Below are 14,340 nucleotides of genomic sequence, written 5' to 3' on the forward strand. Positions count from 1 at the left end.
TCCGGCCTGCCGTGCGGCGGCCTGCGGTGAACGGCTCCCGCCCCGCGCTCCCGGTACTGCTGGCGCGCAGTCCGGCAGCCAACTGCTCCCCCCGCTCCCGCCCTGACAGGTCGACGTCCTCCCCAGCCGGCGGCGGGACGCGGCGAGTCCGGCGGACGGGCACTCTCCGGCACGGAGCCGGTGAGCGCGCCAAAGATATGCGTATCAGCCCACTTGCGGCAAGAGACGGGCAATGTCGGCAGGCCGGACGCTTACCCACACCACTCGCGTTCCCCGCGAGGCCACCGCTCGGCACCTGCACCGCAGCGGCACTGCTGCTGCGTCGAGTTGCGGTCGGCCCGGCCCCGACCCCGGACACGTCGGCCGTTGCGGAGGGACTGCGGGCGCAGGCGCAACAGGCTCGTGAAGAGGCGTGCGGCACGGAAATGCGCTCCGCTTCTCCTGCGGATGACTGGCGCACCACGACAACCCGTGGTGTTCTGAGCACGGACCGTTCCCCGGCCCGCGTGCGTTCCGCATGGAATCGACCATTCCAGCAGGAGGACTGCAGATGATCGGCGACGTCCTGTCGAGATTCCTCGAGGTGCTTCCGCCGGCGGACCGGGAGTGGGTGCAGGCGCAGCCGGGCGAGCATCAGCAGCGGATGGCCGGGCAGTGGGCGCTCGCGGGCAGCCGGCTCGTCAGGCCGGACGTCTTCGGAGCCGGCCTCACCCGCAGTCCGCAGCATGCCGCCCTGGACATCGTCGCGCTGTACCGGCTCACCCCCTGACCCGGGGACTGCCGGCGGCCTGCTGCACGGGTCCGGCTCGCGGACACGGATCTGTTCTGCTTCCCCGGAAGGGGGAACCCGGGAAGCGGAACCGATTCCTCTGCGATCCGACGCCGACAGGAGGCAGCATGCGACTCTCACTCCTCGAGCCGCTCATCGATCGCCCAGGACCGTGGGCCTCCGTCTACACCGAAGTACCCCCCGCATCGACGGCCGACGCCGTCAAGCAGCGGGAGCTCTCCGCGCGTGCCCTGTGCGACCAGCTGACCGGGCAGGGCGCAGATGCTGCGACCTGCAACTCCCTGTACGAAGCCCTCAGCAGGCGTCCCGAGGGAGTGGTCGGGTCACCGGGCCGCAGCATCGGACGTGCGGTGTTCGCGACCGAGGGGAAGGTCCTGCTGGACACGCCCATGCCGGGACCGCCCCCCGCCACCCTGGCGGCCTGGTCGGCGCTCCCCCGGATCGCTCCCCTGCTCGACGGCCTCGGCGAGGATCCGGTATGTCTGGTGGTCCATGCCGACCGCAGCGGCGCCGAGTTCGAACTGCGCAGGGACCTCGGCCGCGACCCCGCCGGCCGCATCCGCAATTCCGGCTGGCCGGTCCGCCGGACGTCCGAGCGCCCCGAGCGGCACTACCGCGCCGAGGTCGACAGCGCGTGGGAGCACACCGCGCAGGAGATCGCGGACGCCACCCGCGAACTGTGGGAACAGAGCGGCTGCGAGGTCCTTCTCCTCGTGGGCGAGCCCTGGGTCTGCCACGCGGTCCGCGACCGGATGCCCGAGCCGCTGCGGTCGGCCGCCGCCGAGACCGAGCACACCGAACGGCCCGGCAGTCCACAGCTGGAACGCGACATCGCCCAGGTGCGTGCCGTTCACGAGGTGGAACACATCGCCGACGTGCTGGACCGGTATCTGGCCGGGCGGGCGGACCACGGGGGCATGAAGACGGCAGTCGAGAGCCTTCCGGCGCTCGTGCAGGCGGCTCGTGAGCACCGGATCGACACCCTCCTGCTGGCCCCCGGCGGCACGGACCTCGGCCGCGAGGTCTGGGTGGGCGCCGATCCCGACCAGCTGGGCGTGCGCAGTTCCGAGCTGCACTACCTCGGGGAGATGCATCCGCAGGCGGCGCGGGCGGACGACGCGCTGCTGCGGTCGGCCGCGGCGAACGGAGCAGAGGCGGTCGTCGTGCACGACCCGGCCGAAGCCCCGGTGGGAGGCATCGGTGCCCTGCTCAGGTGGCCGGCCCCGGACCCCCACTGACCGCGGACTCCCCGCCCCCGGGCTCCGGGGGCGGCACGCTTCATGCAGACGTGGGGCGCCGGGGCGCCACACCGGACCGGGTCCACGCGAGGAGTTGTTCCGCGGTCCACGTGGTGATGATCCGCGCCGCCGGGATTCCGGCCTCCTGTGCCCGTGCGCAGCCGTGGAGCTGCCAGTCCAGCTGTCCGGGCGCGTGCGCGTCGGTGTCGACCGCGAACAGACAGCCGGCGCTCTGCGCCACCGGGAGCAGACGCCGCGGGGGGTCGAGCCGTTCGGGACGGCAGTTGATCTCGACTGCGGTACCGCCCTGTGCACAGGCTTCGAACACCGCCTCCGCCTCGAACGCCGACTCGGGACGGGTCCGTCCCGAGAGCAGCCGGCCGGTGCAGTGCCCGAGGATGTCCACGAGCGGGTTGGACACGGCCTCGATCAGGCGACGCGTCATGGCGGCAGCGTCCATGCGGAGCTTGGAGTGCACGGAGGCCACCACCACGTCGAGGTGGTCGAGCAGGTCGTCCTGCTGGTCGAGACGGCCGTCCTCGAGGATGTCGCACTCGATACCGGTGAGCAGCCGGAAGGGGGCGAGCCCGGCATTGATCTCGTCGACGACGTCGAGCTGCTGCCGGAGCCGGTCCGCGGACAGGCCGCGCGCCACCTTCAGGCGCGGCGAGTGGTCGGTCAGGACGACCCAGTCATGGCCGAGTTCGCGTGCGGTGCGGGCCATGGTCTCGATCGGGCTCCCGCCGTCCGACCAGTCGGAGTGCATGTGGCAGTCACCGCGCTGGGCCTGCCGGAGTTCGTCCCCTCCCTCGGCCAGCGGGGAGCGGGGGCGCCGTTCGAGCTCGGTGAGGTATTCGGGAGTGCGCCCGGCCAGCGCCTCGGTCACCACCTGGGCAGTGACCGGGCCGATGCCTCTGAGCGCAGCGAGCTGGGAGGTCGTGGCGGGGAGTCGGGTGCTGCCCTCCAGGAGCGAGCGGATGGTTCCGGCCGCGCCGCGGAACGCCCGCACCCGGTACGTGGACGCCTGGTCACGTTCCAGCAGGAAGGCGATGCGTTCCAGTGCTCGCACGGGATCCATGGCAACCATGTCCCCCGGCTCCGCCGGGTTTACGCAAGCCGGGGGGGACGGCGGGGGCGGGCAGCGGCGGACCGTCGGAGCCGGAGCCTGTCTCCGCGCGCCGGACCTCCGTCCGTGCCAGAATTTTTCCGGATGGGGCCGGCGGTTTCCTCCGGTCGGCCCACCGCCGCCACCAGGCGCAGAAGGGCGCCCTGCACCCTCCCGCCGGCCCCGCGGCCGGCGGCCGGCCGGACCACGGCCCTGGGCGGAGAGCTCCACATGATTCTCAGGACGCTCCATCGACGGTTGCGCGGCTGGGTCGCCCGGGCCCATCACGCGATGGCGGTGCTGCACGCCCGGCCGCGGACCTGAGGCCCGCACCGGATCACGCCTCGGCCGCCTCGGCCGCCGCGACCTCGAGTTCCCGGCGTTCGCGCCGGGCCCGTTCGCGGTCCTCGGCGGATGCGTCGGTGATGTCGAGGAAGATCTGGTCGACCATGGGCCAGTCGGTGCAGATGGTGCTGCGCAGCCGCTTGGAGACCTCCTCGACGACCTCGCTGTCCAGTCCGGGCATCAGGTCGATCCGGGCGGCCACGAGCACCGAATCGGGTCCCAGGCGCATCGTCAGCAGGGTGGTCACCGTGTCGACCTCGGGCCGGCTGTCCAGGAACTCGCGGATCTCCTGCCGCTGCACGGGGTCGACCGCTTCGCCGATGAGCTGCTTGCGGCTCTCCCGGCCGAGCTGGTAGGCGACGTACACGAGCAGCATCCCGATGAGCAGGGATGCCCAGGCCTCGTACAGAACGTCGCCGGTGACCGCGTGGAGGCCGAGCCCGGCGATGGCCAGCAGGACGCCGAGGCAGGCGGTGCTGTCCTCGGCGAGAACGGTGCGCAGCGCCGGGTCGTCCGCGGCCCGGAGCTGGCGGAACATGCGGCGTCCCTCCCGCCGGGCCTGACTGCGCACCTGCAGAAGGGCCTTGGCCAGCGAGGTGCCCTCCGCGATCAGGGCGACGGTCAGCACGGCGAATCCGACGATGAAGCCGGTGCGCGAGTGCTCGCCCTCGGAACGCATGGCTTCGATGCCTTGGTAGAAGGAGAAGCAGCCGCCCATGACGAAGATCCCGACGGCCGCGAGCAGCGACCAGAAGAACCGCTCCTTGCCGTAGCCGAACGGGTGGTCGGCATCGGGCTTGCGCTTGCTGCGGGCCAGGGACGCCAGCAGGAACACCTCGTTGAGGCTGTCCGCGACGGAATGCGCCGCCTCCGACAGAAGTGCGGGCGAGCCCGCGAAGGCACCTCCGACGGCTTTGGCGGCGGCGATGACCAGGTTGGCTCCCAGGGCGACGAGGACGGTCACCTTGGTCTTCCCGTCTTCCGCGGCCTGGCCGGTCCGCTCGGATTCCGCGTGCTGCTGCTGTTCGGTCATGCAGCCCGTCTGCCCATGTCGGGCCGGTAGAAGCACGCCGCAGCCATCCGGAGCACTCCACGCCGGATTTACGTCACTTTATGTTACGAATGATGTACATGTTGTCGTGCCGTTCCGGCCCCACCTCCACGGAAAGGACCACGCATGAGCAGCAAGTTGATTGCCGCCGCTCTGACCACCGCCCTGGCGATCGGTGTGCTGACCGCCGACGTCTCCGGTGCGACCACGCGCCCGCAGAGCGACGGGCCCCGAGCCGCTTCGAGCGGACAGGCCCCCGGGCCCGACGCCTCGGCGGACGGTGCCAGTAGCACGGCCCGGATGAGCATCGGGCCGCTCGGCAGGGTTCTCACCTCGGTCGATGCGCTCGTCGACGCGGCGAATCCGCCGTCGGGCTCCGCCCGTACGAACGCACTGCAGGAACGGTTCGCAGCCGTGGACGCGGCCGCGCGGGAACTGCGGGACGCCTACCGGGAGCAGGCCCTCGGGTCGTTCGCCTCGCTGAGCCCGTCCGTGCCCCTGGCGCGCACGAGCGTCCGCCCGAGCCCGCCGTCGGCCATCGCGGCCGACGACCCGACGATCCTGCCGGCGAAGGAGGACGAGCCGAGGATCCTTCCGGCGGAGGCCGGGCAGGAGCCCAGGACGCTCCCGGCCCAGGAGTCGAGCACCAGGCCCGCACCGCTGGATCTGCACAGCGCCCTGGGCGTCCTCGTCGAGGACGCCCAGGCCCTGGTCGAGACGGCGAGCGACCCGAACGCGGACGAGGCCGCCGTACGCAAGGCCGCGCAGCCCATCACGCAGGATGCGGTCGCCGTCGTCACCTCGACCGTCCAGGGGATCAAGCGCTCGTGACCGCCCCTGCTGCCGCCCGGCCGGCGCGGCCGGGTGGCAGCGGGAGCCGGCGTACGGGCCGGGCGCGTTCGGCCGGCCCGAAGCTTCCCGGGAATGTGCCGGAGGGACGCCGGTCAGCGGATGGGCACGCCCGACAGGGTCCGGGCGATCACCAGGCGCTGGATCTCACTGGTGCCCTCGAAGATCGTGTAGATCGCAGCATCGCGGTGCATCCGCTCGACCGGGTACTCACGGGTGAAGCCGTTGCCTCCGAGTATCTGCACGGCCTGGGCAGTGACCTTCTTGGCCGTCTCACTGGCGAACAGCTTCGACTGGGAGCCCTCGGCCGCAGTGAACGGCCTGCCGCTGACCGCCATCCAGGAGGCGCGCCAGACCAGCAGCCGGGCCGCATCGATCCGAGTGCGCATGTCGGCGAGCTGGAAGGCGACGCCCTGGTTGTCGATGATCGGGCGGCCGAACTGCTCGCGGGTCCTGGCGTACTCCAGGGCCTCCTCGTAGGCGGCGCGGGCGGTGCCGACGGCCATGGCCCCGACGGCCGGGCGGGATGCCTCGAACGTGGCCATCGCTGCGTTCTTGAGGCGCTCACCGCCGGACTTGGCCTTCTCCCGGGCACGGGCGAGGCGCTCGTCCAGCTTCTCCTTGCCGCCGAGGAGGCAGGAACCGGGAACGCGCACGTCGTCCAGGACGACCTCGGCGGTGTGCGAGGCGCGGATGCCGTGCTTCTTGAACTTCTGGCCCTGGGAGAGACCGGGGGTGTTCGGCGGGACGATGAACGAGGCGTGCCCCTTGGAACCGAGTTCGGGGTCGACGACCGCGACCACGACATGGACGTTGGCGATGCCGCCGTTGGTCGCCCAGGTCTTGGTGCCGTTGAGGATCCACTCGTCCTTGGCCTCGTCGTAGACGGCGCGGGTGCGCATCGAGGCGACGTCCGAGCCGGCGTCGGGCTCGGAGGAGCAGAAGGCGGCGACCTGCACGTCGTCCGGGGTGCCGTACATCTGCGGGATCCAGGTACCGATCTGCTCCTCGGTGCCGTTGGCGAGGACCCCCACCGCGGCGAGACCGGTGCCGACGATGGACAGGGCTATACCGGCGTCGCCCCAGAAGAGCTCCTCGATCGCCATGGGAAGGCCGAGGCCGGTCGGATCGAAGTACTGCTGGGCGTAGAAGTCCAGAGAGTAGATTCCGACCTTGGCCGCTTCCTGGATGACCGGCCAGGGGGTCTCCTCGCGCTCGTCCCACTCCGCAGCCGCGGGCCGGATCACGTCCGCGGCGAACCCGTGGATCCAGTCGCGGACGTCCTTCTGGTCGTCGTTGAGTTCCATGACGAACTCTGCCATTGTCCCCTCCACCTGCCTGTTACTTGCGGTAACATCAGTGTGTTACCCACCAGTAGACGGTGTCAAGACAGCGTGGGTGTTACGTTGCGCAAGCACGGAGGAAACACACGGGCGGGGAGACGTCATGGAGACCACCAGCCATCGGGGCGACCACCACAGATCCGCCGAACACCGGCGCAGGGAACTTCTCGAGGCCGCCGAGCGGGTCGTACTGCGCGACGGTCCCGGAGCGTCGATGAACGCCATCGCAGCGGAGGCCGGGATCACCAAGCCCATCCTCTACCGTCACTTCGGGGACAAGGACGGACTGTACCGAGCCCTGGCCGTCCGGCACACCGACGCCCTCCTCGACGGCCTGCGGGCCGCCCTGGACGCCCCGGCCGACCGGCGGCGCAGGGTCGAGGCCACCCTCGACACCTATCTCGCGGCGATCGAGGCGCGGCCCCAGGTCTACCGCTTCCTGATGCACCCGTCCGAGGAGACCAGGGGCGACGAACAGGGCTTCGACGTCGGACGCCAGTCCGCCCCCGTGCTGCGCAGGATGGGCGAGGAACTGGCCCAGGTCATCGCCGAACGCCTGGACCTCGGTCCCGGCGGGGAGGAGCAGGCCCGTGTCTGGGGGCACGGGATCGTCGGCATGATGCATGCCGCCGGTGATTGGTGGCTGCGCGAACGCCCCTGCTCCCGAGCACAGTTGGTCGCCCATCTCGCGGAGCTGCTGTGGGGCCGGCTCGCCGTCGTCCACGACCGGGTGGGCGCTCCCGGCTTCTGAGCCCGCGCCCCTCCGGTTCCGGCGACGGCATGCGCCCGCTACGACGACGGAAGCCGGGAGACCCGCCGTACGGCACGCAGCGCCCGGCGCCGGCGGAGGCCGGAGAGACGGTCGGTGAAGACCCCGCCGTCGAGATGATCCGTCTCGTGCTGCAGGCAACGGGCGAAGAACCCCGTGCTCTCGACCCGTACCGGGGCCCCGTCGGCGTCCAGGCCCTCGACGACCGCCTCGTCGTAACGGCGGGTCCCGGCCTCGATGCCGGGAAGGGAGAGGCAGCCCTCGGGGCCGGTCACGCTCACCCCGCCCAGTGCCACGATCCGGGGGTTGACGAGGTGGCCGAGGTGACGGCGGTCCTCGTCGTCGGGGCAGTCGTGGACGAAGACCTTCAGCGGGACCCCGACCTGGTTCGCCGCGAGCCCCACGCCCCGGGCGGCGTACATGGTGGCGAACAGATCCTCCACCAGTTCCCGCAGAGGTGCGCCGAAGGTCAGCACTTCATGGCACGGCGACCTGAGCACCGGGTCACCGAACGGGCTCAACGGGCGCACACGTCCAAAACTCCCGGGAATCGCACGATGTCGCATGGCCGTCAGCGTACGGTCCGCGCGGCAACGGGCAGGTCCTGCGGGTGGGCGGTTCGGGTCCGCGGGAAGATCTCGGTAGGCTGACCCGACCGAAGCCTCCCGCCCGGCGATTCGGCGTGGAGGGGTGCGTTCCACCGGGACACCGGGCACCCACGGCGTCCGGGGAGCCCGGACACGGGGGTACCGACCGGGAGCGGGTGCGCCGCCGGACACGAGGAGGAACAAGGACGATGGCAGGCAACACGGATCCGCTGTCGCCACGGGCCAAGCTGGCCGTGACGGCGGGCAAGGCCGCAGCGGCGGTCTCCCGGGCCGCGGGCCGCGGCAGCGGATCGGTCATCGGCGGACGGGTGGCGCTCAAGCTCGACCCCGACCTGCTGGCCAGGCTGGCCCGGCACCTGGACGTGATCCTGGTGTCGGCGACCAACGGCAAGACCACGACGACCAGGCTGATCGCGGAGGCGCTCCGCGCAGCCGGCCCCGTTGTGTCCAACGCCCTCGGCGCCAACATGCCCGCCGGTATCACCTCCGCTCTCGCCGGTGGCTCCGACGCCAGGTTCGGGGTCATCGAGGTCGACGAGAAGTACCTCGCCGGTGTCGCCCGCGACGTGACCCCGAAGGCGATCGCGCTGCTCAATCTCTCGCGTGACCAGCTGGACCGGGCCGCCGAGACGCGGATGCTCGCCGAGAAGTGGCGCGAGGGTCTCTCGGGCAGCAAGGCCATCGTGGTGGCCAACGCCGACGACCCCCTGATCGCCTGGGCTGCCTCCTCCTCGCCCAACGTGATCTGGGTCGCGGCAGGCCAGGAGTGGAAGGACGACGCCTGGTCCTGCCCCTCCTGCGGCGGCGTCCTGCAGCGCCCCGACGACGACTGGAACTGCGGCGACTGCGGCTTCCGCCGGCCCATTCCCAGCTGGGCGCTGTCCGGCGACTACGTGCTCGACCCGCACGGGTCGGCCTGGCCCATCAAACTCCAGCTGCCCGGCCGGGCCAACAAGGCCAACGCCACCACCTCCGCCGCCGTGGCGGCCGCCTTCGGTGTCCCGCCGCAGGTGGCGCTGGAGCGGATGTACCAGGTGCAGGCCGTCGCCGGCCGCTACGACGTGGTGAACTTCCATGACCGCGACCTGCGGCTGCTGCTCGCGAAGAACCCGGCCGGCTGGCTCGAGACCTTCTCCCTCATCGACGCCCCGCCCGCCCCGGTGGTCCTCTCCGTGAACGCCCGTGGCGCGGACGGCACGGACACCTCGTGGCTGTGGGACGTCGATTACACCCGCCTCGCCGGGCATCCGATCTTCGTCATCGGCGACCGGAAGCTGGACCTCGCCGTGCGTCTGGAGGTGGCCGGGCTCGACTTCCGTGCCTGTGACGACGTGGACGAAGCGGTCCGGCACGCTCCGCCCGGGCGCATCGAGGCCATCGCCAACTACACCGCGTTCCAGGACCTGCGCCGCCGCGTCGGCAACTGACCCGAAGAGGACTTGCGAGCATGAGCGACAACAGCCTGCGCCTGGTGTGGGTCTACCCCGACCTGCTGAGCACCTACGGAGACCAGGGCAACGCCCTCGTCGTGGAACGGCGGGCCCGCCAGCGGGGTCTGGAGGTGTCCCGCGTGGACGTCCGCTCCGACCAGCAGCTGCCGACCTCCGGCGACATCTACCTGATCGGCGGTGGCGAGGACCGTCCGCAGCGCCTCGCGGCCGAGCGGCTGCGCCGGGACGGCGGCCTCAACCGTGCGGTCGACAACGGTGCGATCGTTTTCTCGGTGTGCGCCGGTTACCAGATCCTGGGCCACGAGTTCGTCAACGACCTCGGGGAGCCCGAGCAGGGTCTCGGTCTCCTCGATGTGGTGAGCACCCGCGGCCATGCCGAACGGTGCGTCGGTGACGTCCTCGCGGACATCGACTCCCGGCTGGGTCTGCCGCCCCTGACGGGCTTCGAGAACCACCAGGGCATCACTCACCTGGGTCCACACGCCCGCCCGTTCGCCCGGGTCCGCTTCGGCAACGGCAACGGAACCGGCGACGGCACCGAGGGCGCGTACAACGACACCGTCTTCGGCACGTACATGCACGGGCCGGTGCTGGCGCGCAATCCGCAGATCGCGGACCTGCTGCTGAAGCTTGCCCTGGACGTCAACGCCCTGCCGCGGGTGGACGACCAGTGGTACGAGGCGCTGCGGGCCGAGCGCATCGCCGCGGCCACCCAGCCGGCCTGACCACCCCGCGGCGGCTCCGCCCCCCCCGGCGGAGCCCGAGCGTCCGGAATGCGGAGCCTTGTGATGGCCGCGCGGCAGCGCTTGTAAGGTGGCCGGACCCAACCGGACGACGGGGTCCGGTCGTCCGGTTGAATGGCAAAGGTATTTCCGGCAATGCGCATTGGTGTCCTCACTTCCGGCGGCGACTGTCCCGGCCTGAACGCCGTCATCAGGTCCGTCGTGCACCGCGCCGTGGCAGACCACGGCGACGACGTCATCGGGTTCCACGACGGGTGGAGGGGGCTGCTCGAGTGCGACTACCGCAAGCTCGACCTCGATGCAGTGGGCGGCATTCTGGCCGCCGGGGGCACCATCCTCGGCTCGTCGCGGGTGCAGCCCGCCCATCTGCGTGACGGGGTGGAGCGGGCCCGCGGGCACGTCGCCGAGCTCGGTCTCGACGCCGTCATCCCGATCGGCGGCGAGGGCACCCTGAAGGCGGCCCGGCTCCTGTCGGACGCGGGACTGCCGATCGTGGGCGTGCCCAAGACCATCGACAACGACATCGCGGGGACCGACGTCACCTTCGGTTTCGACACCGCGGTGGGCGTGGCCACCGAGGCGCTGGACCGGCTCAAGACCACCGCCGAGTCCCACCAGCGCGTGCTGATCGTGGAGGTCATGGGCCGCCACACCGGCTGGATCGCCCTGCACTCCGGCATGGCAGCCGGAGCGCACGCCGTGCTCGTCCCGGAGCGCCCGTTCGACATCGAGGAGGTCTCCGACGTCGTGGGCAGGCGCTTCTCGGCGGGGAAGAAGTTCGCGATCGTGGTCGTCGCCGAGGGCGCCAAGCCCCGCGAGGGTTCCATGCGATTCGACTCCGGCGGCACGGACGTCTACGGGCACCAGCGCTTCGCCGGTGTGGCCCGGCAGTTGGCGGTCGAGCTCGAGCAGCGGCTCGGCAAGGAGGCCCGTCCGGTCATCCTCGGCCATGTGCAGCGCGGCGGCACCCCCACCGCCTACGACCGGGTGCTGGCCACCCGCTTCGGATGGCACGCGGTGGAGGCGGTGCATCGCGGGGAGTTCGGGATGATGACCGCGCTCCGCGGCACCGAGATCGCCCTGACGCCGCTGGCAAAGGCCGTGGAAACCCTGAAGACCGTGCCGACCGAGCGCTACGACGAGGCCGAGTGCGTGCTCTGACCCGGGCCGCCCGACGTTCACGGGCACCGCGGTAACCGCCCCCGGCCCAGGACGCGGCCGGGGACGGTCCTAGTCTGGTGCGGACGCATCGGCGCGAAACAGGAGCGAGCGGATGGATAACGGCGGACACGGCATGATGATGGATCTGCCGCCGTTCACACTGGACCGGGGACTGGCGTTCACCGGCGAACCGTTCTTCCTCGTCGGCTCGCTGCTGGCGCTGGCGCTCTACGGCTGGGCTGTGCTGCGACTGCGGCAGCGCGGCGACGCCTGGCCGGTGGGCCGCACCGTCGCCTTCGCCGTCGGCGTGGCCACGGTCCTGGTGACCATGTGCACCGGGCTCAACGAGTACGGCATGGTCATGTTCAGTGTGCACATGGTGCAGCACATGATCATCAGCATGGTCTCCCCGATCCTGCTGCTGCTGGGCGCGCCGGTGACGCTGGCACTGCGCGCCCTGCCGTCCGCCGGCCGCGGCTCCACCGGACCGCGTGAACTGCTGGTGGCTCTTCTGCACAGCCGCTATGTGCGCATCCTGACCCACCCGGCCTTCACCATCCCACTGTTCATCGCGAGCCTGTACGCGCTCTACTTCACCCCGTTGTTCGACTTTCTGATGGGCAGCAGGGCGGGCCACATCGGGATGATGGTGCACTTCCTGGCCGTCGGCCTGGTGTTCTTCTGGCCGATCATGGGCGTGGATCCGGGCCCGCACCGCCCCGGATACGTGATGCGGATGCTGGAGCTGTTCGCCGGCATGCCCTTCCACGCGTTCTTCGGCATCGCGCTGATGATGGCCTCGGAACCGATGGTGGGCACCTATGCGCACCCGCCTTCCTCGCTGGGGATCGACGCCCTGGCCGACCAGAACGCCGCGGGCGGCATCGCGTGGGCCTTCAGCGAGATCCCCTCCGTGCTGGTGCTGATCGCCCTGGTCTTCCAGTGGTACCACTCCGAGCAGCGTGAGGCTCGGCGGTCCGACCGGGCGGCGGACCGCAACGGCGACCGGGAGCTGGAGGCGTACAACGCCTACCTGGCGACACTGCAGAGCCGGGCGCGGTAGCGGCGGGGGCTTTCCGGCGTCACCATGGTTCTCCCACGACAGTGCGGGCCGGGGGCCTGGCCGCGCGAGGAGGATGCGGGATGACCGGATCTGCGAGGACACCGGCCGTGTGCGCCCTGATCGGGCTGGTGGCCGTGAGCTGTTACACGGTGGCGCTGGGGGCGAACGGCTGGCTGTGGTTCGGCTGGGTCGTGCTGGTGCTGGTGGCGGTGGGAATGGCGGCGAGCCGGCGCACCTGACGGCCGCTCACGGCCGGGACGGGCCTCAGAACCGGAAGACCGGTCCCGTGGCGGAGTCGAGAACGCACGGGTTGGAGAAGGTCCGCTCCCAGTGCACCGGCCGGCCCGCCCATGCGCCGGTCGCCGCCACGGCGACCGGATGGTACTCGCGGGTGCAGGGATGCGCTGTCACCGCGAGGGCGTCGAGATCGCCGCCGGAGTGCACGAGGACCGCGCATGCCTCGACGCCGTGCGGGTGCGAGCCCTCCACCGGGAAGCAGCTCAGGAGGACCTCGCGGGTCGAGGAGTGGGGGACCTCCGAGAGGGTCAGGACGAGGCCTGGAACCGGATCGGCGGCCCGGACCGGGTCCGCGGTCCACGCCGGTTCGGCGGCCCCCGCTGCGGCGGGAACCGTGCCCCCGATCAGAACCAGGACGAGAGCGGCGGGCACAGCGGTGAGGCGGAGGGGACGTGCGGACAACGAAAACCTCCTGGTGGGCACGGCCCCCGCAGGCCAGGGCACCTCTTCACCGGCCGCGCGGGCAAGCGGCCGCGCCGCCGGTTCACCCGGCGGAAACCACCGGACTGCGCTGTTCGGCCGCGGGCATCGAACACCCGGTGCACCGGCCGCAGATCATGCCACAGCGAAACGGCGACGCCGGTGGGAACGGATTCCGGTCGGCATCGTGGACCTCGGCCTCGCCCGGACGCCGCAGCCCGGTGACGGCCGACGGCTCTTGCGTGAAAAGACCTCGCGAGGGCGGTGCGTGAGAGCACCGAGTGGGAATCGCCCGCGCGACGTGGGGCCGCGATCACCGGTGCAGGTCGCGGGACGGTCGTCGTCGCACACCTCCCGCCCGGCACGGCGTTACGATGCGTCCATGCATCTTTCGTCGTGTCCGAGCCGGTGGCGCTCCTCGTAGGAGCGGCCGCCTCTCGTGCATGAACAACCGGGCCGTTCGGACGGACGGCCCTTGTGTGTCCCCTGGAACAGGTGGCGTCGTCCCGACGGCGCCACCCACCAGGAGACCTCATGGACATCACCCCGCAGACCGCAGATCCCGCGACCCCCGCCTGCGGTTCCTCCACCGACGCACTCCGCATGTCCGCCGCGCGGGCCCGCAGTGCGGTACTGGAACAGCTGATCCTCGAGGACCCCGGGCAGTTCCGGGTGCTGACCGGAGACCGCCCCACCGGACGGCTGCACCTGGGCCACTACTTCGGCACGCTGCAGAATCGGGTACGTCTCCAGAACCTCGGTGTCGAGATGTTCGTGATCATTGCGGACTACCAGGTGCTGACCGACCGCGACGTCGCCGGCAACCTGACCGGACACGTCGAGGAGCTCGTACTGGACCACCTCGCCATCGGCATTGACCCGGCACGCAGCACGCTCTTCACGCACAGCGCCGTGCCCGCCCTGAACCAGCTGCTGCTGCCGTTCCTCAGCCTCGTCTCCGTTGCCGAGCTCCGGCGCAATCCGACGGTGAAGGATGAGATCGCCCACTCGCAGCAGGCCGCTGTCAGCGGTCTGATGTTCACCTACCGTTCCTCATCAGTGAGCAGGAGTGGGTCTTGGACCCATTCCTGGTCTCTGCGGACATCC

Annotated in this window: 14 protein-coding genes and 1 pseudogene; 10 read left to right on the forward strand and 5 right to left on the reverse strand. The window is 71.1% G+C overall.

What is annotated here, in order from left to right:
* Positions 1-550 precede the first annotated feature (550 nt).
* Both M1E25_RS16740 and M1E25_RS16745 read left to right on the forward strand, forming a co-directional pair.
* The gene (locus M1E25_RS16740) at positions 551-769 is read left to right on the forward strand and encodes a hypothetical protein (protein ID WP_251416268.1); all 219 of its coding nucleotides are present in this window, start codon (positions 551-553) and stop codon (positions 767-769) included.
* 128 nt (positions 770-897) lie between these two features.
* A complete protein-coding gene (locus M1E25_RS16745) occupies positions 898-2,028 on the forward strand; it encodes a baeRF2 domain-containing protein (protein WP_251416270.1) in 1,131 nt (376 codons plus the stop codon).
* Positions 2,029-2,068: 40 nt separating this feature from the next.
* On the opposite strand, the gene M1E25_RS16750 is transcribed toward M1E25_RS16745, so the two are convergent.
* Positions 2,069-3,106 (reverse strand): PHP domain-containing protein, encoded by a 1,038-nt coding sequence (locus tag M1E25_RS16750; RefSeq protein WP_251416312.1) that lies wholly within the window; start codon positions 3,104-3,106, stop codon positions 2,069-2,071.
* Between the two features lie 364 nt (positions 3,107-3,470).
* Complete coding sequence (locus M1E25_RS16755; RefSeq protein ID WP_251416272.1) at positions 3,471-4,511, reverse strand: cation diffusion facilitator family transporter; 1,041 nt, start codon at positions 4,509-4,511, stop codon at positions 3,471-3,473.
* 144 nt (positions 4,512-4,655) lie between these two features.
* On the opposite strand from M1E25_RS16755, the gene M1E25_RS16760 reads away from it, so the two are divergent.
* On the forward strand, positions 4,656-5,360 hold the full coding sequence (locus tag M1E25_RS16760; RefSeq protein WP_251416275.1) for a hypothetical protein: 705 nt from the start codon (positions 4,656-4,658) through the stop codon (positions 5,358-5,360).
* A 113-nt stretch (positions 5,361-5,473) separates the two neighbouring features.
* On the opposite strand, the gene M1E25_RS16765 is transcribed toward M1E25_RS16760, so the two are convergent.
* Positions 5,474-6,700, reverse strand: coding sequence for an acyl-CoA dehydrogenase family protein (locus tag M1E25_RS16765; protein WP_251416276.1), 1,227 nt, complete (start codon positions 6,698-6,700; stop codon positions 5,474-5,476).
* 124 nt (positions 6,701-6,824) lie between these two features.
* On the opposite strand from M1E25_RS16765, the gene M1E25_RS16770 reads away from it, so the two are divergent.
* The gene (locus M1E25_RS16770) at positions 6,825-7,472 is read left to right on the forward strand and encodes a TetR/AcrR family transcriptional regulator (RefSeq protein WP_251416277.1); all 648 of its coding nucleotides are present in this window, start codon (positions 6,825-6,827) and stop codon (positions 7,470-7,472) included.
* A gap of 38 nt (positions 7,473-7,510) precedes the next feature.
* Here M1E25_RS16770 and def read toward each other — a convergent pair whose 3' ends face one another.
* Complete coding sequence (gene def / locus M1E25_RS16775) at positions 7,511-8,056, reverse strand: peptide deformylase (RefSeq protein ID WP_251416278.1); 546 nt, start codon at positions 8,054-8,056, stop codon at positions 7,511-7,513.
* 230 nt (positions 8,057-8,286) lie between these two features.
* On the opposite strand from def, the gene M1E25_RS16780 reads away from it, so the two are divergent.
* From M1E25_RS16780 to M1E25_RS16800, 5 genes are all read left to right on the forward strand, one after another.
* Positions 8,287-9,525 (forward strand): MurT ligase domain-containing protein, encoded by a 1,239-nt coding sequence (locus M1E25_RS16780; RefSeq protein WP_251416283.1) that lies wholly within the window; start codon positions 8,287-8,289, stop codon positions 9,523-9,525.
* Positions 9,526-9,545: 20 nt separating this feature from the next.
* Entirely contained in the window at positions 9,546-10,274 is a 729-nt protein-coding gene (locus M1E25_RS16785; RefSeq protein ID WP_251416285.1) for a type 1 glutamine amidotransferase, read from the forward strand.
* Between the two features lie 153 nt (positions 10,275-10,427).
* The gene (locus M1E25_RS16790; protein ID WP_251416287.1) at positions 10,428-11,453 is read left to right on the forward strand and encodes a 6-phosphofructokinase; all 1,026 of its coding nucleotides are present in this window, start codon (positions 10,428-10,430) and stop codon (positions 11,451-11,453) included.
* Positions 11,454-11,565: 112 nt separating this feature from the next.
* Positions 11,566-12,516 carry a cytochrome c oxidase assembly protein gene (locus M1E25_RS16795; protein WP_251416295.1) on the forward strand — a complete coding sequence of 317 codons (951 nt, stop codon included), beginning with the start codon at positions 11,566-11,568 and terminating at the stop codon, positions 12,514-12,516.
* Positions 12,517-12,596: 80 nt separating this feature from the next.
* The gene (locus tag M1E25_RS16800; protein ID WP_251416297.1) at positions 12,597-12,755 is read left to right on the forward strand and encodes a hypothetical protein; all 159 of its coding nucleotides are present in this window, start codon (positions 12,597-12,599) and stop codon (positions 12,753-12,755) included.
* Positions 12,756-12,780: 25 nt separating this feature from the next.
* Here M1E25_RS16800 and M1E25_RS16805 read toward each other — a convergent pair whose 3' ends face one another.
* Positions 12,781-13,215: an SSI family serine proteinase inhibitor gene (locus M1E25_RS16805; protein WP_251416301.1), complete on the reverse strand. Its 435-nt coding sequence runs from the start codon at positions 13,213-13,215 to the stop codon at positions 12,781-12,783.
* A 552-nt stretch (positions 13,216-13,767) separates the two neighbouring features.
* On the opposite strand from M1E25_RS16805, the pseudogene M1E25_RS16810 reads away from it, so the two are divergent.
* A pseudogene (locus M1E25_RS16810) lies at positions 13,768-14,340 on the forward strand (hypothetical protein); the annotation flags it as partial.

The sequence above is a fragment of the Streptomyces meridianus genome (assembly GCF_023703325.1).
GTDB classification, from domain to species: Bacteria; Actinomycetota; Actinomycetes; order Streptomycetales; family Streptomycetaceae; genus Streptomyces; species Streptomyces meridianus.